This window comes from Edaphosphingomonas laterariae, from assembly GCF_900188165.1.
GTDB classification, from domain to species: Bacteria; Pseudomonadota; Alphaproteobacteria; order Sphingomonadales; family Sphingomonadaceae; genus Sphingomonas_E; species Sphingomonas_E laterariae.
Genome location: NZ_FZOS01000011.1, coordinates 1 through 21,342, shown reverse-complemented (window position 1 = coordinate 21,342; position 21,342 = coordinate 1). Strand labels below are relative to the sequence as shown.

The following is a 21,342-nucleotide window of genomic DNA, read 5'->3' as shown; positions in this document are numbered from 1 at the left end:
CAGTTTTTGCAGCCTGGCGCACCGCTCGGGAGAGTTGAGGATGCGCCTGTCATTTGCCGCCACCCTTTTGTTCGCAACCGCCACCCCGGCGCTTGCCCATGGCCCGGCCGATCTCGCCGTCCCCTTCTCTGCGCCCGCCAACTTCACCGCACATGCCAAGATGTTCCAGGAACGGGTGACGCGCGTCGGCACCACGCCCGTCTGGCAGATCGAGTTCCAGGGCATGAACGTCGTCGTCATCGAAGGCACCGACGGGCTGATCCTCGTCGATACCGGCATGAACAAGGATGTCGCCAATGCCGCGCTGGCCAAGATCCGCGCGCAGATTTCGGCCAAGCCGATCAAGGCGATCATCTACACCCACCACCATCCCGATCATGTTCACGGCGCATCGGTTTTCGCCAATCCGGCCGATGTCGCCAGCGGCAAGGTGCCGATCTTCGCGGCCAGCAACTTCCTGAAGGAATTGTCGGACGAAGGCATCGCCACGCTGCCGATCGTCGCCACGCGCGCGGCCTACATGTTCGGCTTCAGCCTCACCGGCGATGAAGCCGCCGATTATCATGTCGGCTGCTGCGGCGGGCTGAACACGCCGGGCAAGAATGAATCGGGCTACATCCCGCCCACGCAGTTCGTGGAGATGGATGGCGCCCGCGACGTCGAAATCGCCGGGGTGAAGCTGCACCTGTTCCACACCGGTGGCGAAGCTGCCTCGCACATCGCCGTCTGGCTGCCCGAACATAAGGTTCTGGTTTCGGGCGACGAGGTTCAGGGGCCGACCTTCCCCAACCTCCATTCGATGCGCGGCACCAAGATGCGTGACGCCAATCGCTGGATCGCCGCGCTGCGCCGGATGCAGGCCTATGACAGCGCCTATATGGTGCCGCTGCACGGCCCCGTCGTCACCGGCGCGCCCAAGATCAAGGCGCTGCTCGCGGGCTATGAGGACGCGATCCAGTACACCCACGATCAGGCGATCCGCCACATCAACATGGGCAGCACCGTCGCCGATCTGCCCGAAGCCGTGGGCGATCTGCCGCCCTATCTGCGCTCCGAACCCTATACGACCGAATATTATGGCACCGTAGCCGATGCCGTCCGCAGCTATTATGTCGGCTATGTCAGCTGGTTCTCCGGCGACGCCACCGATCTCGATCCCACCCCGCGCCCCGAACGCGCGCGCCGCGAAGTGGAATTGATGGGCGGCCGCGCCCGCGTGCTGGCCACCGCCACGGACGCCTTCACCAAGGGCGACGCACAATGGGCGGCCGAACTCACCACCCTGCTGATCGCGATCGACCATCAGGACATGGACGCCCGCAAGCTGAAGGCGGCCGCCTTCCGCAAGCTCGGCTATGCCACCTATAATTCCAACCGCCGCGGCTTCTACCTGATGGGCGCGCTCGAACTCGAAGGGAAGATCAACCCCAACGGGCTCACCGCGCGCTACATGAACCCGGATAATATCAAGAAGATGCCGGTTCCGCTGATGCTGGAACAGGTGCGTTATCGGGTCGATCCGGCCAAGGCCGGCGATCGCGATGTCAGCGTCGCCCTGTCGCTGCCCGGCCAGGCCGGCGGCGCGGCTGACAGCTGGGTTGTCGAACTGCGCAACGCGACGCTCAAGAGCTACCGTCAGGCCGCCCCGGCCGGCATGCCGGTCGCGACGCTCGATCGCGCGGCTTTGGGCGAATTGGTTGCGGGTGCCGCAACGGTCGACGTTCTCGCCAAGCGCGGCGCGATCTCCGGCAACGGCGCCCCGGCCCTTTCCAGCATCTTCAACGCCCTGGATCTGAAGCCCGCCCCGATCAGCCTTGTGGTCCGTTGACCACAGTTGCAGCCAAATTGAGCGAGCCATGCGATATACCGCACTCTGCGTATTGATTTACAGAATATATTACGCATAGAGCGACCCCACGTCCGTTTGGACGGTCACTTGTACGATACAGATTAGTACCACCAGTCTCAGCCAGCGCGCTGTCCGCTGGCTTAGGGGAGATTTTGATGTTGAACGGCCTTGTGTCGCGGCGCGTGCTTGCCGCCTGTCTGTTTGCGTGTGCTACGCCCGCCTTCGCCCAGGATGCGGCGCCGGCTGAAGGCTCGACCGCCGCGGTCGAAGCCCAGGGCCTCGAAGAAATCGTCGTCACCGCGCAGAAGCGCTCCGAGTCGCTCCAGAAGACGCCGATCTCGATCATGGCGATGACGAGCGCCGACATCGAAAAGAAGGGCATTGTCGACCTGACCGACCTGCGTTCGCAGGTGCCCGCGCTTCAGGTCACCCCGCACCCGAACAGCGCCACCACCGCCCGCGTGTTCATCCGCGGCGTCGGCAACAATGACGATCAGATCACCGTCGATCCCAGCGTCGCCGTCTATCTCGACGGCATCTATGTCGCGCGCGGCCAGGGCCTTTCGGCCGAAATCGCCGAAGTGGAGCGGATCGAAGTGCTGCGCGGCCCGCAGGGCTCGCTCTACGGCCGCAACGCGACCGGCGGCGCGATCAACTACATCACCAAGGCGCCCGATCTCGGCGAATTCTCCGCCAAGCAGACCTTCACGGTCGGCAATTATGATCAGTTCCGTTCGCGCACCCGCGTCAACATTCCGGTCGGCGACAAGCTCGCCGTCGAGCTCGCTTATCTCCACAGCGAGAAGGACGGCTATGTCGACAATCTCGGCACCGGCGTGAAGCGCTTCGGCGACCAGCGTCGCGACGCCTATCGCGCCGCCGTGCTGTGGGAACCGATCGATACGCTGCAGCTGCGCTACACCTATGATCGTTCGGACATCAACGACACGCCGGCCTACATGGTCTACGCGCCGTTCTACCCGGATCAGGCCGATCGCCCGACCGCGGGTTCGCCGGCCGTCAACAACCTGCTGCGCAACGACGTCACCGCGCAGGGCCACAACTTCACCGCCACCTGGGAAGTTGCCGACAATCTGACGATCAAGTCGCTCACCGGCTATCGCAAGCTCGATAACGAGACGCACCAGGATTACCTGACCGGCGCTGTCGGCCCCTTCCCGGTGTTCCTGACCAACTTCTACCAGAATCAGGAACAGTGGAGCGAAGAGCTGCAGCTCATCGGTTCGGCCTTCGACGACCAGATCGAATATGTCGTCGGCGCCTACTGGTTCGACGAAAAGGCGGACAGCTTCGACACCACCGTGCCGACCGGCCGCCCGACGAGCAACCGCACCGCGACCGTCCGCAACAAGGCCTATGCGCTGTATGGCCAGGGCACGTGGCGTCCGGACTTCCTCGACGGCCTGTACGTCACCGGCGGCATCCGCTGGTCGCGTGACGAGCGCAAGGCGACGCTGGCGCAGGAAGTCATCCCCGTCGGCGGCGGCACCCCGATCGTGCTCGCGCCCGGCGCTGGCGACAACAGCTTCAACGATGTCAGCCCGAGCCTGACCGTCGGCTACAACGTCAACCCGGACGTCAACGTCTACGCGAAATATGCCAGCGGCTATAAGACGGGTGGCTACAACCTCCGCGCCAGCAGCATCGAGCGCTTTGAGGACGGCTTCGGCCCCGAAACCCTCGACTCGTTCGAATTCGGCATCAAGTCGAGCTGGCTGAACAACCGCCTGCGCGCCAACCTCGCGGTCTTCCGGTCGAACTACAAGGACATCCAGACCAACGTCCAGATCGACCCGGCCAACCCGGCGATCACCGACGTGTTCAACGCCGGCAAGGCGCGGATCCAGGGCATCGAGCTTGACCTCACGGCCAAGCCGACCAAGAGCCTGACCTTCTCGGCCAACTACGCCTATCTCGACGCCAAGTATCAGAAGATCATCGATCCGCTGACCAACGCCGACATCACCTCGGCCTTCACCTTCGTGGAAGCGCCGAAGCACACGCTGACGACGAGCGCGGAATATTATTTCCCGGAAATGTCGATCGGCCAGCTCAGCGCCAGCGTCGATTATTTCATGCAGAGCAAGAAGTCGTCGGCGACCAGCGATGCGCGTTACGTGATCGGCGATTATGGCCTGCTCAACGCGCGCCTCACTTTGTCGGATATCCCGCTGGGCCTCGGCAAGTGGCGTCTGTCGGCGTTCGGCAAGAACCTGACCGACAAGGAATATTATGTCGCGCACTTCGCCGGCGGCCTACCCGCCGCGATCTTCGGCGAACCCCGCACCTACGGGCTCGAGCTGACGTTCGAATATTGATCCAGACCGGTGCCGGCCGCCTTCGGGCAGCCGGCGCTCCGGGGCCTCTCGACCGCCGGCGAAGCACGTCTTCGCCGGCGGTTTTTTTATGTCGCCATCGCCCCCCCACGCGCGGCTCTAAGCCCTTGCCTTATACGAAACCGTATCGTACCGATCCGGCAAGCAGAGGAGGACGGACATGCCGGCAAAGAAGGCGACGGGACGATTGAAGGCGCAGATTTCCGGGGCGATTGCCCTGTCGATGATGCTCGGCGCGGTACCGCTCGCCGCGCAGACGGCGCTGCCGCCCGCCCCTGCCCCCTTCGCCGGCACGATCGGGCAGACCTATGCCGATTCCACCGCAGCCTTTCCCAAGCGCGCCACCGCGCCGGCCGGCGCGCCCAATATCTTCCTGATCATCACCGATGATGTCGGCTTCGGCGCCGCATCCACCTTCGGCGGGCCGATCCCCACCCCCAATCTCGATCGGCTGGCGGCGCGCGGGCTGATCTACAACCGCTTCCACACCACCGCGATGTGCTCGCCCACGCGGGCCTCGCTGCTCACCGGGCGCAACCACCATGCCGTGTCGAACGGCATCGTCGCCAATCTGTCGACCGGCTTTCCCGGCTACAACAACGTCCTGCCCAAGAGCGCGGCGACCGTGGCGGAAATCCTGCGCCAGAATGGCTACAGCACGGCGATGATCGGCAAGCATCACAACGCGCCCGAAGCCGATGTGTCGGCCGCCGGCCCGTTCGATCTGTGGCCCACGGGGCTCGGCTTCGATCATTTCTTCGGCTTCATGGGGGCCGAAACCAACCAGTTCACCCCGGCGCTCTATCGCGGCACCACGCCCGTGCCGACACTGAAGGACGGCGTGCTCGACAAGGCAATGGCCGATGACGCGATCGACTGGATCCACAACCAGAAGGCCGCCGCGCCCGACAAGCCCTTCTTCCTCTATTACGCCACCGGCTCGGCCCATGCCCCGCTGCAGGCCCCGGCGGACTGGATCGCCCGCTTCAAGGGCCAGTTCGACAAGGGGTGGGACAAGGTTCGCGATGAAAGCCATGCCCGCCAGCTGAAACAGGGCATCGTCCCCGCCGGCACGGTCAACACCCCGCGCCCGGCCGGCATCACCGCGTGGAAGGATCTCACCGCCGATCAGCAGCGCGTCAACGCGAAGATGATGGAGGTCTATGCCGCCATGCTTGCGTATCAGGATGCGCAGGTCGGCCGCGTGCTCGATGAAATCGATCGCATGGGCGAAGGCGGCAACACGCTGGTCATGTTCATCGAAGGCGATAATGGCGCGGCGGCCGAAGGCGGGCCCAATGGCAGCACCAACCCGATGGCCAATTTCGCCAACGCCATGAACGAGGACGAACAGGCGCTGCTCGCCAATATCGATGCCTTTGGCGGGCCGGATGCGGTGCCCAATTGGGGCTATGGCTGGGCCTGGGCCACCAACGCGCCGTTCCGCCTGTTCAAGCAATATGCCTCGCATCTCGGCGGCACGCGCAACGGCTTCGTCGTGTCCTGGCCCGATCGCATCGCCGCGCGCGGTGTCCGCCCGCAATTCACCCATGTCGTCGATGTGATGCCCACCATCCTCGAAGTCACCGGCATCAAGGCGCCGGACATGGTCAACGGCGTCGCCCAGCAGCGGATCGACGGCGTCAGCTTCGCCTACAGCTTCGCCGCGCCCAAGGCGCCCGAACGGCATGAAACCCAATATTTCGAAATGATGGGCAACCACGCCATCTATCATAAGGGCTGGCTGGCCAGCACCACGCCGCCCACCGAACCGTGGAGCCTCGGCACGCGCGATGTGCTGCCCACCGATTATCAGTGGGAGCTTTACGACCTGACGAAGGATTTCTCGCAGTCGCGCGATCTGGCCAAGGCCCAGCCGGCAAAGCTGAAGGAAATGCAGGCCGTATTCGACGCCGAAGCGAAGAAAAGCCAAGTCTATCCGCTTGATAACCGCATGACGATGGCCCGCTTCATGGCCGGTCAGCAGCAGCTGCCGAAGCGCGATCTCTACACCTATTGGGGCGCAGGCATTTCGGTGCCGTGGGTCCGCGCGGCGCCGATCAACGCGCGCGGCTTCCGCATCACCGCCTCGGTCGATCTTGCCGAAACGCCGGCCAATGGCGTGCTGGTGGCGGTCGGCAGCAAGTTCGGCGGGTGGAGCTTCTACATGAAGGATGGCCGGCCGGTCGCGCTGATGGCGGCGTCGCAGCTCAAGGGCGCGCAGTTCCGCGTCGAAGGCCAGCCGGTCGGCGCCGGCAAGACCGATCTCGTCTTCGATTTCCGCTATGATGGCGGCATGAACGCGGGCGGCGAAATGGTGATCAGCGCCAATGGCCGCGAAATCGGCCGGGGCCGGATCGCGCGGACGATCTCGAAATATCCGGAAATGACCGACACGCTCGACATCGGTTTCGACGCCGATACCCCGGTCACCGACGATTATGCCGATGGCGGCCGCTTCAACGGCCATATCGCCAAAGTCGATATCGCGGTCGGCAAGCCGGGGGCGCCGGACGGTCCGCAGGCCGCTGCCCGTTGACCGGATCGGGGCATTCGGCCCAAACGGTCGGCAGATGACGACCAGACCGATACCGATCGACGACCGCGAACAGATCAGCCGCGCGCAAATCCTGCGCGCGGCTGGCATCGTGTTCCTGAAGGAAGGCTTTGAACGCACCAGCGTCGATATGATCGCCGCCGTCGCGCATATGAGCAAACAGAGCCTCTACGCCTTCTATCCCAACAAGCTGGCCCTGTTCGAAGCCGCCGTGCGCCGCGAGGTTGGCGGATCGCGCCACCGCGATGCCGTGGCCGAATGCGATCAGGATATCGCAGCGACGCTGCGTCGCTACGCCGAACGCCTGTTCGCCGATTTCACCGATCCCACCAATTTCGGCCTGTTCCGCGCCAATATCGCGGCCGCCAACCATGTCCCGGCGCTGGCCGCCGATCTCCATGCCTGGCGACTCGCCGGATCGCGCCCGCTCGGCGATTATCTCGAACGGCAGGTCGCCGCCGGCCGGATCGTGCCCTGCGACGCGCTGGCCATGGCGATACGCTTCGGCGGGCTGGTCGTGGGTGGCAGCCGGCTCTTCTTCGGCTACCCGGCGCCCGCGCCGGACGATCGCGATGCGCTCGCCAACACCGCCATCCGCCTGTTCCTGCACGGCTATGCGGGCGCGGCCACGGCCGCTGAACGGCCGGACGACATCGAACCTGCCCCCGATCTCGCGCCCGACCTCGCCAATATCTTCGCGCCGCCGGCGCTCGAAGGCACGGCCGCGCTGCGCCTCTCTCCGGCGAAGCTCGCCGCATTGGTCGAAGCGGCCACGGCCGAATTCATCGATCAGGGCTATCGCGGCGCCAATGTCGAACGCATCGCCGCCGCCGTCCACGCCAGCAAGGCGACGATCTACCGCCAGTTCGGCAACAAGGAAAAGCTGCTGCGCTATGCGATCCAGCAGGACATCCATGTCGCCGGGCAGGCCGCCTTGCCCACCGATGCCGGGCCGGATCTCGACGCCGCCATCACCGGCCTCGCGCGGGCGGCGATGGATGAACATCTGCACCCCCGCAACATCCGCATGCACCGGCTGCTGATTCAGGAAGCCGACCTGCTGCCCGATCTCGCCCGCCGCTTCCACGCGGGCCGCGAGGCGCGGCTGGGCCTCGCGCTCACCGCCGTGCTGCGCCACCATGCCCGGCCTGCGCCTTCGGCCTCGGACATCGCGGCCTTCCATGTGCTCGCCACCTATGCGGTGCGCTTCTTCACCGACGATACTCCGGTCGATCCGGCGGTGCGCGATCGCTATGCGGCGGAATGCGCGCGGCTATTCCTCCACGGCCTCGCCACTGGCGGCTGAACGCCGGGCGGGCTGGTTGCCCGGCCGCGAAAGGCGTATCATGCGCCCCGCACGGCATCGCCGGGAGGACCGCATGACCTCATGGGAAATCCGGGGGCGCGAACTCGTCAACTGCACCTGCGAATATGGCTGCAACTGCCAGTTCAACGCGCTGCCCGACAAGGGGCATTGCCACGCCGTCGCGGGCATCCAGATCGATCGGGGCCATCATGGCACGACCACGCTGGACGGCCTTCGCGTCGCCGCCATCTTCAAATGGCCGGGCGCGATCCACGAAGGCAATGGCGAGGTGATCGCCTTTGTCGACGATCGCGCCGACGACGCCCAGCGCGAAGCCTTGCTCCGCATCATGACGGGGCAGGATACCGATCCCTTCGCCACCATGTTCGCGGTCTATGCGGCCACGATCACGACCATGCACCCGCCGGTCTTCATCCCCATCGAACTCGATCTCGACGTCGACGGGCGGCGCGGGCGGATCTTCGTCGCCGGCTATATCGAAACCACTGGCGAACCGATCCGCAACAAGGCCACCGGCGCCGAAACCCGCGCGCAGATCGTGCTGCCCGAAGGCTTCGAATATGCCGTCGCCGAAATCGGCAGCGCCAGCAGCGTCACCCAGGGTCCGGTGCTGATGCAGACCCGCGACAGCTACGGCCAGTTCGCGCATCTGCACCTCAACAATCACGGCGTGGTCCGCGCCTGATCCGCGACCGATGGACGGGGCGCCCACTCCATCCCCCTCGCGCCGCCGCGATCGCCGCATCGTGGGTGTCGGCATCCTCCTCCTCTGCCTGCTCGCCTGGGCCTATCTGCTGTCCGGCGCCGGCTTCGGGATGAGCCTCGCCGATATGACCACGCTCACCTTCCACCCGACGGCGCACCACGCCGCCGCGATGCCCGAGGATTGCGACATGCCGGGCATGGGTGCGCCGGGGGCATGGTCAGCGGCGCAATGGCTGCTCGTCATCGCGATGTGGTGGGTGATGATGGTCGCGATGATGCTGCCCGCCGCCACGCCCACGATCCTGCTCTACGCCCGCGTCCACCACCACGCGGCGGCCCGTGCGACGGCCGACGCCCCGACCGCCGCGATCGCGCCGGCCTGGGCCTTCGTGGCCGGCTATCTGCTGGTGTGGCTGGGCTTCGCCATCGGCGCGACCGCACTGCAATGGCTGCTGGAACGCCAGCAGTTTTTCGACGGCGCGGCGATGGCGCTGCACGATCACCAGCTTGCCGGGGCCATCCTGATCGCAGCCGGCTTCTATCAACTCTCCCCCCTGAAACATGCCTGCCTTGCCCATTGCCGATCACCGGCAGCCTTTCTGGCCCGGCACTGGCGACCGGGCATCGGCGGCGCGCTGCGGCTCGGCATCGCCCACGGCGCCTATTGCGTCGGCTGCTGCTGGATATTGATGGCGCTGCTGTTCGTCGGCGGCGTGATGAACCTGATCTGGATCGCGGCGATCGCGCTGCTGGTGCTCGTCGAAAAGCTCGCCGGGCCGGGCAAGGGGATCGGCCGCCTCATGGGCGGGTTGCTGATCCTGTGGGGCGTGCTGTTGCTGATCACCGCCTGACCGCTTCGTCCGCAGGCAAAAATCGGCGATAGAGGCGCGATGTGTGTTCTCGCATTCGCATGGCAGGCCCATCCTCGCTGGCGGCTGATCGCGGCCGGCAACCGTGATGAGCTGCACGCCCGCCCCGCCGCCGCGCTCCACCATTGGCCTGCGCCCAGCCCGCTGATCGCGGGGCAGGACCTTGCATCGGGCGGCACCTGGATGGGCGTGTCCGATCAGGGGCGCTTCGCCGTGGTGACCAATTTGCGCGGCTATGGCGGGCCCGAGCCGGACCGCGCCTCACGCGGGGCGCTGGTCTGCGACATGCTGGCCGGCAACGGCCATTATGCCGCGCCGTCGGACGCGGATCTGGCTGATTTCAACCCGTTCAACCTGATCGTTGCCGATCGCGAGCGGGCGGACTTCCTGTCCAACCGGCCCGGGGCGATCCGATCGCCGCTGACCAGTGGCATTTACGGCCTGTCCAACGGCCGCCTCGACGAACCATGGCCCAAGACGATCCGGCTGAAGGCGATCCTGCTGGACTGGATCGTCAACGATGCCACCGACCCTGCGGCCTTGCTGAGCGGGCTGGCCGAAGCCACCCTGCCCGCCGCCGGCCTGCAACCGGCATCGCCATCGGACGTGCCGGAGGAGGCGCTGCTTTCCCCAATCTTCATCCGCAATGCCGTCTATGGAACGCGGTGCAGCACCGTCGTCGCGATCGACATGGAGGGCCAGGGCCGGATCATCGAACGGCGCTTTGCCGCCGATGGCAGCGCCACCGGCGAAACCGCCTTGTCCTTCCGCTGGCCCGGTTAGGACGCGTTCAGCCCGCCAGCCGCGCCGCGTGCCAGCGCAGATGATCGTCCATGAAGGTCGAGATGAAATAATAGCTGTGGTCGTAACCCGGCTGCATCCGCAGGGTGAGCGGGATGTCCGCGTCGCGGCAGGCCTGTTCGAGCAATTCGGGCTTGAGCTGCCCGGCGAGGAAATTGTCCGCACCGCCCTGATCGACGAGCAATTCGGCAACGCGCGCGCCATCCGCGATCAGCGCCGTCGCATCATATGCCCGCCACGCGGCGCGATCATTGCCAATATAGCCGCCCAGCGCCTTTTCGCCCCATGGGCAGTTGAGCGGCGAGCTGATCGGCGCGAAGGCCGAAACGCTGCGATAGCGGCCGGGATTGCGCAGCGCGATGGTTAGCGCGCCGTGGCCGCCCATCGAATGGCCGGTAATGCCCTGCCGCGCCATATCCGCCGGGAAATGCTCCGCGATCAGCGCCGGCAATTCCTGTTCGATATAGCTGCGCATCCGGTAGTTCGCGGCGAACGGCGTTTCCGTCGCATCGACATAGAAGCCCGCGCCGAGGCCGAAATCATAGGCGCCATCGGCATCGTCGGGCACGCCTTCGCCACGCGGCGACGTATCGGGCGCGACCAAGATCAGGCCGAGTTCGGCGCAGGCGCGGCGAAACTCCCCCTTTTCCGTCACATTGGCGTGGGTGCAGGTGAGGCCCGAAAGATACCAGACGACCGGCAGCTTCGCGCCACTTTCGGCCTGCGGCGGCAGATAGACCGAAAAGACCATGTCGGTGCCGGTTTCGCGCGATGCGTGCCGATAGACACCCTGCACGCCGCCGAAGCTGCGATTGGTGGAAATGGTTTCGATCGTCATTCCGGTCTGTCCCTGGCTGCGGCCCTGCCCGCCCATAGCCCGGATCATCCGGCACGGGAATGGAAGCAGGCACGCCACCCCGGCCAAGATGACCGCCAATCATCGCAGAGTTGATTTACGCGAATTTCACGATCTTGTTCTAATCGATCGCATCAGGTGGATCGATGAACAGGATGATCCCGATGACGGATGCGGTCAGACGAAGCACGCGCCATGATGTCGCGGCCCATATTTCGGTGAAGGTGGATGGCGCAGCGCCGGTTGCGGCGATCCTGTGCAACATTTCCCGCCACGGCCTTGTCATCGACAGCCTAGCCGCGCTTTCGGAAGACAGCGACATCGTGGTCGAACTGATCCCGGGCACGCAGGCGCCGGCCCGTTTCGTGTGGCAGGATTCCTTCCGGTCGGGGCTGGAACTGGTCGATCCGCTGAAGGCCGAGGATTATTGGTCGCTGCTGCAACAGCTGGATCATTGCAGCGACGCGGCCGAATAGCGCCCGGCGCAACATCTTTCCCCGCCGCCGGCCTGCATTTCGCTCTTTCCCGGCGAACGCGGGGGCTTAACATGCCGCCATGCTCGTCCTGTCCGGTATCGCCGTTGTCATCCTCGGCTTCGCGCTGAGGTTCAATCCGCTCCTTGTCGTCATCACCGCCGGGCTTGTGACCGCGCTCGCCGCCGGGCTCGATCCGGTCGCCGCGATAGCCGCCATCGGCAAGGCGTTTCGCGACAACCGCTTCATCGCCATTCCCTGGCTGGTGCTGCCGGTGATCGGTCTGATCGAACGCGGCGGCATCCGCGAACGCGCCCGCACCCTGATCACGCGGATTCGCGGCGCGACCACCGGACGCGTGCTGATCGCCTATTTCACCGTCCGCCAGATCACCGCGGCGCTCGGCCTGATCTCGCTGGGCGGGCATGTCCAGATGGTGCGGCCGCTGATCGCCCCGATGGCGGAAGCGACGGCCGAGCGCGACGCGCCGATCGACCCCGACACCCGCCACCATATCCGCGCCCACGCAGCGGCGGCGGACAATGTTGCCGTGTTCTTCGGCGAAGATGTGTTCATCGCCATCGGATCGATCCTGCTGATCCGGGGCGTGCTGGAACAGCATGGCATCTTCGTCCAGCCGCTGCAGCTGGCGGTGTGGGCGATCCCCACCGCGATCGCCGCCTTCCTGATCCATAATGCCAGGCTGCTGCTGCTCGACCGGCGGCTGCGCGCCCGCGTGGGGGCCGAGGCATGATCGGGCTGGAAGAACTCTACATCCTGGTCGGGATGATGTTCGCGGTGTTCGCGCTGGGCCACGTCTTTCACCGCCGCGATCCCGCCCGCTGGCGCAGTGCCGGCTTCTGGGGCTGCTATGCCGCCATATTCCTGGCCGGATCCCATTTGTCCGACCTTGCCGTCGGCGGGCTGGTGCTGGGCATGGCGATGCTCGCCGCGCTTTGCCTCAAGCCCGGCGCGCCGCCACCGACCACGAGTGCCGACGAACGCGAGGCGAGCGCCAACCGGTTGCGCAACCGCCTGTTCATTCCCGCGCTCGCCATTCCCGCTATCACGCTGGGCGTATCGCTGGCGATGAAAGACGGCATGGTCGCCGGCTTCCCGCTGATCGACCCCAAGCAGGTGACGCTCGCCGGGCTGGCCGGCGGCGCGCTGGTCGGCCTCGCGCTCGCCATGTGGCTGATCCGCCCCCCGGCCGGCGCGCCGGCTGCGGAAGGACGGCGGCTGGCCGATGCCGTGGGCTGGGCGATCGTGCTGCCGCAGATGCTGGCGGCGCTGGGCGGTGTGTTCGCCGTCGCCGGCGTGGGCGAGGTGGTGGCGCGGATTGCGACCGATCACATGCCGATGGCGATCCCGCTCTTCGCCGTGATCGTCTATACGGTGGGCATGGCGCTGTTCACCATCGTCATGGGCAATGCCTTTGCCGCCTTCCCGGTGATGACCGCCGGCATCGGCCTGCCGATCATCGTCGGCCAGTTCGGCGGCGATCCCGTGATCATGTCGGCCGTGGGCATGCTATCCGGCTTTTGCGGGACGCTGCTGACGCCGATGGCGGCCAATTACAACATCGTGCCCGCCGCGATCCTGGAGCTGCCGGACCGCAACGGCGTGATCAAGGTGCAGGTGCCGACCGCACTGCTGCTGCTGGCCTTCAACACCGCGCTGATGGCGCTGACGGTATATCCCAAATGACCCCGTCCGCATTGACCCCCGACCTCGCCGCACGCTTTGCGGAGATCGCGCTTGGCCATGTCACGCGCGAATATCCCCACAAGCTCGATCATGTGCTCGACGGGCCCGACGATGCCCGCACGCCGCGCGATCTGCACCCGATCTTCTACGGCAGTTTCGATTGGCACAGTTGCGTGCACGGCTATTGGCTGCTCGCCCGGCTGCGCCGCCGCTTTCCCGGTCTGCCGCAGGCCGCGCGGATCGCGGCGCTGTTCGATGATGCCTTCACCGCCGCGAAGGTGGAGGCCGAGCGCGCCTATCTCGACCGCCCGTCGTCGCGCGGGTTCGAGCGACCTTATGGCTGGGCGTGGCTGCTCAAGCTGTCGGCGGAACTGCGGCTTTCCGACGGGCCATGGGCCGACCGGCTGAGCCCCCTGGCCGATGCCTTTGCCCAACGCTTCCGCGCCTATCTGCCGGTGCTGACCTATCCCGTCCGCGCCGGGACGCATTACAACACGGCCTTCGCGCTCTGCCTGGCATGGGATCATGCCCGCATCGCAGGTGACGGCGCGCTGGCGGCGCTGATCGCCGAGCGCGCGCTGCAGTGGTTCGGGGGCGATGCGGGCGCGCAGGCGTGGGAGCCGGGCGGCGACGATTTCCTGTCGCCCACGCTGATCGAGGCCGAATGCATGCGCCGCATCCAGGCGGCCGAAGGGTTTCAGCGCTGGTTCGGCGCCTTCCTTCCCGACATTGCCGAAAGCCGCCCGGCGGCCCTGTTCGCGCCGGCGCATGTCAGCGACCGCAGCGACGGCAAGATCGCCCATCTCGATGGCGTGAACCTGAGCCGCGCCTGGTGCTGGCGCAGCCTTGCCTCCGCGCTGGCGCCCGGAGATTCCCGCCGCGCGATCATGGAGGTGGCCGCCGACCGGCATCTGGCGGCCGGGCTGGATCATATAGCGGGCGATTATATGGGCGAACATTGGCTGGCGACCTTCGCCACACTGGCGCTCGACCCCGACGCCTGAGACTGCCCCAGCATCTTCGAGACAAAAAAAGGGGCCGGCCCGTTGGGGCCGACCCTTGAAAGTTTTAGGAGAGGATGCCTGAAAGGCCCGATCTTTTTGCGCCTGCGAACTAACTTACACAAGTGCAAAAATCACGCACACGATTGCATAAAGTGCAACTGACATCGATATCATAAACGCAGTTTTCGATCCTACCCTCTCCACAGCCACATGATGCGTATCCCAATATCCGTAAAATTACGCATTGATAGGTAGCAGATTGCAACGAGGGTAGCAGCGCGCATTCAAAATCGGATGAAATGCCGCGCCTGCAAAAGAAAAGGCGAGGAGCAGGGCCCCTCGCCTTTCACCTGCCTGTCAGGCGTGCGTCAGAGCGCGCCGTGGCAGTGCTTGTACTTCTGGCCGGAACCGCAGGGGCACGGCGCGTTGCGGCTAACCTTGCCCTCCCATTCGGCCGGATCGCTGCCGAAATCGTCCGCGGCGGACGTGACCGGCATCTGCAGCGGCGCGAGACGGGTCGTCACCAGACCCAGCGATCCGCCGTCGAAATCGTGCGTATCGTCCTCGCCGGTCAGCGGATCTAGATGGCTCGTCACGAAATCGGGCATCGGCGGCAGTTCGGGCGGGGCGTTGAACTGCACGTGGCTCAGCATCCGCGTCACATCCTCGCGGATCGCCACCAGCATCCGCTCGAACAGCGCGAAGGCTTCCTGCTTATATTCGTTGATCGGCGTTTTCTGCGCATAAGCACGCAGATGGATGACCGCGCGCAGCGCATCGAGCGTCGCCAGATGTTCCTTCCAGTGATGATCGAGCGACTGGAGCAGGATGCTCTTTTCGACGCTGCGGCGCGATTCCGGCGTCACCGGCTCGAACCGCTCGGCAATGCGCGCGCTCGACAGCGCCTGCAGCCGCTCCTCGATCATCTCGGGTTCAACGGCTTCCTCCTTCAGCCAGTCATCGACCGGCGGCTCGACGGCGAGCAGCATCGCCGCGCGCTCCTTGAGGCCGGCGACATCCCATTGTTCGGGATAGCTGTTGGGCGGACAGGCATCGGCAACGATCGCGTTGACCGTTTCGGAACGCATGTCGGCGACGACGTCGTCCACCGTTTCCGCGTCCATGATGTCGGCGCGCTGTTCGTAGACCACCTTGCGCTGGTCGTTCATCACGTCGTCATATTCGACGACCTGCTTGCGGATGTCGTAGTTGCGCGCCTCGACCTTCTTCTGCGCGGTCTCGATCGCCTTGGAAATCCACGGGCTGATGATCGCCTCGCCATCGGCAAGGTTCTTGTTCATCATCTTGGCGAACATCGTCTGCGGGCCGAAGATGCGCAGCAGATCGTCGTCAAGGCTGAGATAGAAGCGGCTGAGGCCCGGATCGCCCTGACGGCCCGAACGGCCACGCAGCTGATTGTCGATACGGCGGCTTTCATGCCGTTCGGTGCCGAGCACGAACAGGCCGCCCGAGGCGAGCACCGCCTCCTTCTCGACCACGATTTCGGCGCGGATCTTTTCGGCCTGCGCCTCATATTCGGGCGTGCCTTCGACGAGCTGCGAATGTTCGTCGGCCATGCGGAATTCGAGATTGCCGCCGAGCTGGATGTCGGTGCCGCGGCCCGCCATGTTGGTGGCGATCGTCACCGCCTTCAGCCGGCCCGCCTGGGCGACGATATGCGCTTCATGCTCGTGATAGCGGGCGTTCAGCACATTGTGCGCGACGCCTTCGCGATGCAGGAATTCGGACAGCATTTCCGACTTTTCGATCGAGACGGTGCCGACCAGCACCGGCTGGCCGCGATCCGCCGCCTCGCGGATCGCCTTGGCGATCGCGCCGAACTTGTCGGTGATGTTCTTGTAGAATTCGTCGTCCTGGTCGATCCGCTGTACCGGCAGGTTGGTCGGGATGGTGACGACGTTCATCTTGTAGATCTGGTAGAATTCGCCCGCTTCGGTGGCGGCCGTGCCCGTCATGCCGCCGAGCTTCGGATACATGCGGAAATAATTCTGGAAGGTGATCGACGCGAGCGTCTGGTTTTCCGGCTCGATCTTCACATTTTCCTTGGCTTCGACCGCCTGGTGAAGCCCGTCCGACCAGCGCCGGCCATCCATCATGCGGCCGGTGAACTCATCGATGATGATGACCTTGCCGTCCTTGACGATGTAATCGATGTCGCGCTTGAACACGATGTTCGCGCGCATCGCCTGGTTCAGGTGATGGACGACCTGGGTGTTTTCGAAATCATAGAGATTGGCGCCTTCGAGCAGGCCCGCCGTTTCGAGCAGGCGTTCCATCCGCTCGGTGCCGTCCTCGGTCAGCGTGACCGACTTCTGCTTTTCGTCGAGCTCATAATCGTCGGGCTGGACCTGCTTCACGACGGCATCGACCGCCAGATAAAGCTCCGACTTGTCGTCGGTCGGGCCCGAGATGATCAGCGGCGTGCGCGCCTCGTCGATCAGGATCGAATCCACTTCGTCGACGATGGCGTAGGCGAAGGGCCGCTGCACCATCATCGCGCGCTCATACTTCATGTTGTCGCGCAGATAATCGAAGCCGAATTCGTTGTTCGTGCCGTAGGTGATATCCGCCGCATAGGCATCGCGGCGCTGCATATCGCTGATATTGGGCACAATCACGCCGACCGTCAGGCCGAGGAAGCGATAGACCTGGCCCATCCATTCCGCGTCGCGGCTGGCGAGATAGTCGTTCACGGTGACGACGTGGACGCCCTTGCCGTCGAGCGCGTTGAGATAGGTGGCGAGCGTCGCGACCAGCGTCTTGCCTTCGCCGGTGCGCATTTCGGCGATTTCGCCGCGATGGAGGACGATGCCGCCGATCATCTGCACGTCATAATGGCGCTGACCGAGCACGCGCTTGGCCGCTTCGCGCACGGTGGCAAAGGCTTCGGGCAGGATCTGGTCCAGCGTCTCGCCGGCGGCAAGGCGCCCCTTCAACACCACGGTCTGATTTTTCAGCCCGTCATCGTCGAGCGCCTGCATCTGCGGTTCGAGCGCGTTGATCTTGGCGACGATGCCGCGCAGCGACTTGACGTAACGGTCGTTGGACGATCCGAAAATGGCCTTGGCGAGTCCGCCGAGCATGGGGCTATCCTGTTCTTTGAATGGCTAGGTTGCGGGGCCGCACATCGCGGTCCGGGAGATGCGCCATCGCGGCGCGATGCAGCGGCCCGGCACGGACCGCGCAGAAAAAAGGCTTATTCCAGCCGGCGTTCGCTGACGCGGCGAAGATCGCCAAGCGGCGCATCGGCGACCGCGAAATGCGGCGCGGACGCCGCAGCCAGCGGCCGGGGCCGCGCCAACAGCACGACGGCGGCCTGCGTCACCGCTTCGGCCAGTTCCTCCGCCACGACCGCCGCCTCGGCGCTCGCACGCTCCAGACTGGACGGCGCATTGACCCGCTCGCCGGAGATCACTCCGGTCAGGCCGCTCAACAGCGCGGAAAGGAAAAGCAGAAGCTGCAAGGACGATCCCGTAATTGCGAGGCGACTCACATAGGTGCTGGTGCGCCGTCCGTCCAACCGAAATCGCAGCGGACGGGCATGGCCGCCCAATGGCGCGGCTGCATCATTTCGACGACGGCGGCGGCAGCTTATCGGCAGACACCCCCTCGACAGTCATCGAATGACGATATGTCACCCGCTTGCGCACCAATTGGCCGGCTTCATCCCGAAACGGCTCGTAACGGACATTCGCCACCGGCTCGCATGGATCGAGCCCCGCCGGCATTCCGGCGCTCCACACCACCCGGCAATTTTCCGCCAGGCCGGTTTCGGCGACATCATATTCGTAGGTGATGGAATAAGGCTGGGGCGGCGGCACCCGCATCCGCCCTTCTTCGTCATCCTTCGGCATCTGCCAGCGAACCCGCCGCGAATAGGTGGCGCCGATCGCGCGACCCATGCGATCCTTGGCCGGTTCGAACCGGGCACGAAGCAGCAGCAGGTTGCAGGTCGTATCGTCGAGCAGCTTGTGGCCGCTCGATACCGTGACCGTGCACCCGGCCGGTTCACCCTTTGGCGAGACCGAGAGCTGAACGGCGGTCATGCCCTCCATATCCGCCCGCAACGCCTCGAACGGATAGTCTTCCGTCGTCACCCACATCGCGGAATTGCCGATTTCCTTCGGCTCCTCGGCAACCAGCGCCGCGCTGCCCGACAGGGCCAACAGCAAAAACAGCAAGATCCTTCCCCCAATTCCCCATGGCAGCCTAGCATGAGGGGCGGCCGGGGCAATCAGCACTCTTCTATCGCGGGCCGACTCGCTCTATGGCGCGGCCATGGAAAAGTCGCCCCTCGCCCCCGCCGCCTTCCCCGATCTGCCCCGGATTGCCGGCGTTCGCCCGGCGGTGGCCCGCGCGCGATACAAGACGTGGGATCGCTGCGACCTGACCTTCGTCGCGCTCGACGAAGGCACGGCGGTTGCCGGCGTCACGACGAAGAGCCTGTGCCCTTCGCCCGAAGTGGAATGGTGCCGCGCCGCGCTGCCGCTCGGCCGTGCCCGCGCGCTGGTGGTGAATGCGGGGAATAGCAACGCCTTCACCGGCCATCGCGGCCGCGCGGCGGTGGAAGCCATCGCCGCCAAGGTGGCGGGTGCGATCGGCTGCGAGCCGTCCGACGTCTTCGTCTCCTCCACCGGCGTAATCGGCGTGCCGCTGCCGATCGACAAGGCCGAAGCCGGGCTCGATGCCGCGCTGGCCGCCCCCGAAGCATCGTGGGAGGAAGCCGCCGCCACGATCATGACCACCGATACCTTCCCCAAGGCCGCCACCGCCAAGGTGGTGCTGGGCGACAGGACGGTGGAGATCCTGGGCATCATCAAGGGTTCGGGCATGATCGCGCCCGACATGGCGACGATGCTGGGCTTCATCTTCACCGACGCCGCCGTGGAGCCCGCCTTCCTGCAGGCGATGCTGGCCGAAGCCAATGGCCGCAGCTTTTCGTGCATCACCGTCGACGGCGATACCTCGACCTCGGACACGGTGCTCGCCTTCGCGACGGGCAAGGCCGGCAATGCCCCGCTTGCCTCGTTCGACGATGCCGGCGCGGATGCGTTCCAGGCGGCGCTGACCGCGCTCTGCACCGAACTGGCCCAGCTTGTCGTCCGCGATGGCGAGGGCGCGTCGAAGTTCATCGGCATCACGGTGGAAGGCGCGGTTTCCGACGAAAGCGCGCGGACGATCGCGCTGTCGATCGCCAATTCGCCGCTGGTGAAGACCGCGATCGCGGGCGAGGACGCCAATTGGGGCCGCGTCGTCATGGCCGTCGGCAAGGCCGGCGAACCGGCCGAGCGCGACAAGCTCGCCATCCGTTTCGGCGCGACGCAGGTGGCGCGCGATGGCCTAGCGGTGGAAGGCTATGACGAAGGCCCGGTGGCCGCGCACCTGAAGGGTCAGGAGGTCGAGATCGGCGTCGAGATCGGCCTCGGCACCGGCCGCGCGACGGTTTGGACCTGCGATCTGACCCACGGCTATATCGCCATCAACGCCGATTATCGGAGCTGATGCGATGCTGACGGTGTGGGGCCGGCTCAATTCGCACAATGTGAAGAAGGTCGTCTGGCTGGCCGAGGAAATCGGCCTGCCTTATGCCCGCCACGACATGGGCGGCGCCTTTGGCATGAGCGACGCCTATCTGGCGATGAACCCTAACGCGCTGATCCCGACGATCGAGGACGGCGATGTGGTGCTGTGGGAATCGAACGCGATCCTGCGCTACCTCGCCGCGCGGCATGGCGGCGACGCGCTGTGGCCCGCCGATCCGGCGGTACGTGCGCAGGCCGACAAGTGGATGGACTGGCAATTCGCTTATGCCGACGCGCAGCGCGATGCCTTCGTCAACCTCGTCCGCCGCGCGCCCGCCGATCGCGATATGGACGCGGTGGCCCGATCCGCCACGGCCTGCGGGAAGCTGATGGCGATCGTCGATCAGGTGCTGTCACGACAGCCATGGCTTTCGGGCGATAGCTTCGGCATCGGCGACATCCCGATGGGTGTCTATGCCCATAGCTGGTTCACGCTCGCCATCGAACGGCCGGAACTGCCTTATGTCGCCGACTGGTATGCCCGGCTGAAGGCGCGGCCCGGATATGCCGCGCAGGTGATGATCCCGCTCAGCTAGAGCGAGACTAAAGCCAGGGAATGTGCGGCATCGGCCTTAGGGCTGTTGCCATCGGACACGATGCCAGGTTTCGCTCTCGACAGCCTGACCTGAAGCATCGAGCGCCGGCCTATAATTGCCTCGCGCCAGAATAAGCTGGCACGTCCTCACATCCAGTTCTGGATACTTGCCCGGCTTGAGCACCAGACATTCCGACACTTTGCCCGTAGCCGAAATCTTGAGCGTGACATCCGAAATGACTGATTCATCGCGCGTCAACACGCCACGCGGCAGATCATCGGTCGTAACCCACATCGGGACATCAGGTCCGGCACGCGGCCCGGCCGCCTTGCTGGTTGCCGCATCCGTAGCCGTCTCAAACGCTTCCCAGCTGGCTACAGCCTCATACGACCCGGGCGTCGCACGCCGCTGCTCGTCGCGAGCGGGCTTGAAACGCGCCCGCGCCATATAGAGCCTACAAGCATGATCGCCGATCGCCGCCGGTCCAGGGGATTGTGTGACAGTGCAACGCGTCGGCAATCCCTCAGCAGAAACCTCGATCAGCGCTGTGGTTCGAATCCTTTCTCCCCGCTTCAGAAGGCCGGTGGGCACTTCTTGCCTGCCTAGGCGTCGTGGACAAAGCTTGACGGCGTGACTCTGGATTGATTCAAGGCTGCTTTTGGGAGGCAGCGTTGGGCGAGCGGATCGGCGTGTCGGAT

The 21,342-nt window shown here is 65.3% G+C and carries 18 protein-coding genes; 13 read left to right on the top strand and 5 right to left on the bottom strand.

Annotated features, from left to right (window positions below; translation table 11 throughout):
* Positions 1-40: 40 nt before the first annotated feature.
* From CHB74_RS11385 to CHB74_RS11355, 7 genes are all read left to right on the top strand, one after another.
* Complete coding sequence (locus CHB74_RS11385; protein ID WP_179220812.1) at positions 41-1,828, top strand: alkyl sulfatase dimerization domain-containing protein; 1,788 nt, start codon at positions 41-43, stop codon at positions 1,826-1,828.
* A gap of 176 nt (positions 1,829-2,004) precedes the next feature.
* Positions 2,005-4,188 carry a TonB-dependent receptor gene (locus tag CHB74_RS11380; protein ID WP_179220811.1) on the top strand — a complete coding sequence of 728 codons (2,184 nt, stop codon included), beginning with the start codon at positions 2,005-2,007 and terminating at the stop codon, positions 4,186-4,188.
* Positions 4,189-4,366: 178 nt separating this feature from the next.
* Complete coding sequence (locus CHB74_RS11375; RefSeq protein ID WP_089219768.1) at positions 4,367-6,745, top strand: arylsulfatase; 2,379 nt, start codon at positions 4,367-4,369, stop codon at positions 6,743-6,745.
* Between the two features lie 34 nt (positions 6,746-6,779).
* Positions 6,780-8,069, top strand: coding sequence for a TetR/AcrR family transcriptional regulator (locus tag CHB74_RS11370; RefSeq protein ID WP_089219767.1), 1,290 nt, complete (start codon positions 6,780-6,782; stop codon positions 8,067-8,069).
* A gap of 73 nt (positions 8,070-8,142) precedes the next feature.
* Positions 8,143-8,775, top strand: coding sequence for a DUF1326 domain-containing protein (locus CHB74_RS11365; RefSeq protein WP_089219851.1), 633 nt, complete (start codon positions 8,143-8,145; stop codon positions 8,773-8,775).
* A 61-nt stretch (positions 8,776-8,836) separates the two neighbouring features.
* Positions 8,837-9,646: a DUF2182 domain-containing protein gene (locus CHB74_RS11360; RefSeq protein ID WP_245842849.1), complete on the top strand. Its 810-nt coding sequence runs from the start codon at positions 8,837-8,839 to the stop codon at positions 9,644-9,646.
* A gap of 39 nt (positions 9,647-9,685) precedes the next feature.
* Positions 9,686-10,447: an NRDE family protein gene (locus CHB74_RS11355; protein ID WP_089219765.1), complete on the top strand. Its 762-nt coding sequence runs from the start codon at positions 9,686-9,688 to the stop codon at positions 10,445-10,447.
* A gap of 7 nt (positions 10,448-10,454) precedes the next feature.
* Here the strand turns inward: CHB74_RS11355 and fghA are convergent, their stop codons facing one another.
* Positions 10,455-11,303: an S-formylglutathione hydrolase gene (fghA, locus tag CHB74_RS11350; RefSeq protein ID WP_281253537.1), complete on the bottom strand. Its 849-nt coding sequence runs from the start codon at positions 11,301-11,303 to the stop codon at positions 10,455-10,457.
* Between the two features lie 182 nt (positions 11,304-11,485).
* Between fghA and CHB74_RS11345 the strand changes: the two genes are divergently transcribed.
* From CHB74_RS11345 to CHB74_RS11330, 4 genes are all read left to right on the top strand, one after another.
* The gene (locus tag CHB74_RS11345) at positions 11,486-11,797 is read left to right on the top strand and encodes a PilZ domain-containing protein (RefSeq protein ID WP_089219849.1); all 312 of its coding nucleotides are present in this window, start codon (positions 11,486-11,488) and stop codon (positions 11,795-11,797) included.
* Positions 11,798-11,876: 79 nt separating this feature from the next.
* Positions 11,877-12,548 carry a DUF969 domain-containing protein gene (locus tag CHB74_RS11340; protein ID WP_089219764.1) on the top strand — a complete coding sequence of 224 codons (672 nt, stop codon included), beginning with the start codon at positions 11,877-11,879 and terminating at the stop codon, positions 12,546-12,548.
* Complete coding sequence (locus CHB74_RS11335; RefSeq protein WP_089219763.1) at positions 12,545-13,501, top strand: DUF979 domain-containing protein; 957 nt, start codon at positions 12,545-12,547, stop codon at positions 13,499-13,501. Before CHB74_RS11340 ends, CHB74_RS11335 begins: the two co-directional genes overlap by 4 nt.
* Positions 13,498-14,505, top strand: a complete 1,008-nt coding sequence (locus CHB74_RS11330) for a DUF2891 domain-containing protein (protein ID WP_089219762.1) — start codon at positions 13,498-13,500, stop codon at positions 14,503-14,505. Before CHB74_RS11335 ends, CHB74_RS11330 begins: the two co-directional genes overlap by 4 nt.
* A 368-nt stretch (positions 14,506-14,873) precedes the next feature.
* On the opposite strand, the gene secA is transcribed toward CHB74_RS11330, so the two are convergent.
* The 3 genes from secA to CHB74_RS11315 all read right to left on the bottom strand — a co-directional run bounded on the left by secA (position 14,874) and on the right by CHB74_RS11315 (position 18,707).
* Positions 14,874-17,609 (bottom strand): preprotein translocase subunit SecA, encoded by a 2,736-nt coding sequence (gene secA, locus CHB74_RS11325; protein ID WP_089219761.1) that lies wholly within the window; start codon positions 17,607-17,609, stop codon positions 14,874-14,876.
* A gap of 113 nt (positions 17,610-17,722) precedes the next feature.
* Positions 17,723-17,989 carry a hypothetical protein gene (locus tag CHB74_RS11320; protein ID WP_089219760.1) on the bottom strand — a complete coding sequence of 89 codons (267 nt, stop codon included), beginning with the start codon at positions 17,987-17,989 and terminating at the stop codon, positions 17,723-17,725.
* A gap of 103 nt (positions 17,990-18,092) precedes the next feature.
* Positions 18,093-18,707, bottom strand: a complete 615-nt coding sequence (locus tag CHB74_RS11315; protein WP_245842847.1) for an energy transducer TonB — start codon at positions 18,705-18,707, stop codon at positions 18,093-18,095.
* A 97-nt stretch (positions 18,708-18,804) separates the two neighbouring features.
* On the opposite strand from CHB74_RS11315, the gene argJ reads away from it, so the two are divergent.
* Positions 18,805-20,028 (top strand): bifunctional glutamate N-acetyltransferase/amino-acid acetyltransferase ArgJ, encoded by a 1,224-nt coding sequence (gene argJ / locus CHB74_RS11310; protein WP_089219759.1) that lies wholly within the window; start codon positions 18,805-18,807, stop codon positions 20,026-20,028.
* Between the two features lie 4 nt (positions 20,029-20,032).
* Positions 20,033-20,644 (top strand): glutathione S-transferase family protein, encoded by a 612-nt coding sequence (locus tag CHB74_RS11305; RefSeq protein WP_089219758.1) that lies wholly within the window; start codon positions 20,033-20,035, stop codon positions 20,642-20,644.
* 36 nt (positions 20,645-20,680) lie between these two features.
* Here CHB74_RS11305 and CHB74_RS11300 read toward each other — a convergent pair whose 3' ends face one another.
* A complete protein-coding gene (locus CHB74_RS11300; protein WP_089219757.1) occupies positions 20,681-21,091 on the bottom strand; it encodes a hypothetical protein in 411 nt (136 codons plus the stop codon).
* Positions 21,092-21,342: the final 251 nt, after the last annotated feature.

Coding starts and splice junctions, on each gene's coding strand:
- CHB74_RS11385 (WP_179220812.1), top strand. CDS start 41: ATGCGCCTGTCATTTGCCGCCACCCTTTTGTTCGCAACCGCCACCCCG.
- CHB74_RS11380 (WP_179220811.1), top strand. CDS start 2,005: ATGTTGAACGGCCTTGTGTCGCGGCGCGTGCTTGCCGCCTGTCTGTTT.
- CHB74_RS11375 (WP_089219768.1), top strand. CDS start 4,367: ATGCCGGCAAAGAAGGCGACGGGACGATTGAAGGCGCAGATTTCCGGG.
- CHB74_RS11370 (WP_089219767.1), top strand. CDS start 6,780: ATGACGACCAGACCGATACCGATCGACGACCGCGAACAGATCAGCCGC.
- CHB74_RS11365 (WP_089219851.1), top strand. CDS start 8,143: ATGACCTCATGGGAAATCCGGGGGCGCGAACTCGTCAACTGCACCTGC.
- CHB74_RS11355 (WP_089219765.1), top strand. CDS start 9,686: ATGTGTGTTCTCGCATTCGCATGGCAGGCCCATCCTCGCTGGCGGCTG.
- fghA (WP_281253537.1), bottom strand. CDS start 11,303: ATGACGATCGAAACCATTTCCACCAATCGCAGCTTCGGCGGCGTGCAG.
- CHB74_RS11345 (WP_089219849.1), top strand. CDS start 11,486: ATGACGGATGCGGTCAGACGAAGCACGCGCCATGATGTCGCGGCCCAT.
- CHB74_RS11340 (WP_089219764.1), top strand. CDS start 11,877: ATGCTCGTCCTGTCCGGTATCGCCGTTGTCATCCTCGGCTTCGCGCTG.
- CHB74_RS11335 (WP_089219763.1), top strand. CDS start 12,545: ATGATCGGGCTGGAAGAACTCTACATCCTGGTCGGGATGATGTTCGCG.
- CHB74_RS11330 (WP_089219762.1), top strand. CDS start 13,498: ATGACCCCGTCCGCATTGACCCCCGACCTCGCCGCACGCTTTGCGGAG.
- secA (WP_089219761.1), bottom strand. CDS start 17,609: ATGCTCGGCGGACTCGCCAAGGCCATTTTCGGATCGTCCAACGACCGT.
- argJ (WP_089219759.1), top strand. CDS start 18,805: ATGGAAAAGTCGCCCCTCGCCCCCGCCGCCTTCCCCGATCTGCCCCGG.
- CHB74_RS11305 (WP_089219758.1), top strand. CDS start 20,033: ATGCTGACGGTGTGGGGCCGGCTCAATTCGCACAATGTGAAGAAGGTC.
- CHB74_RS11300 (WP_089219757.1), bottom strand. CDS start 21,091: ATGGCGCGGGCGCGTTTCAAGCCCGCTCGCGACGAGCAGCGGCGTGCG.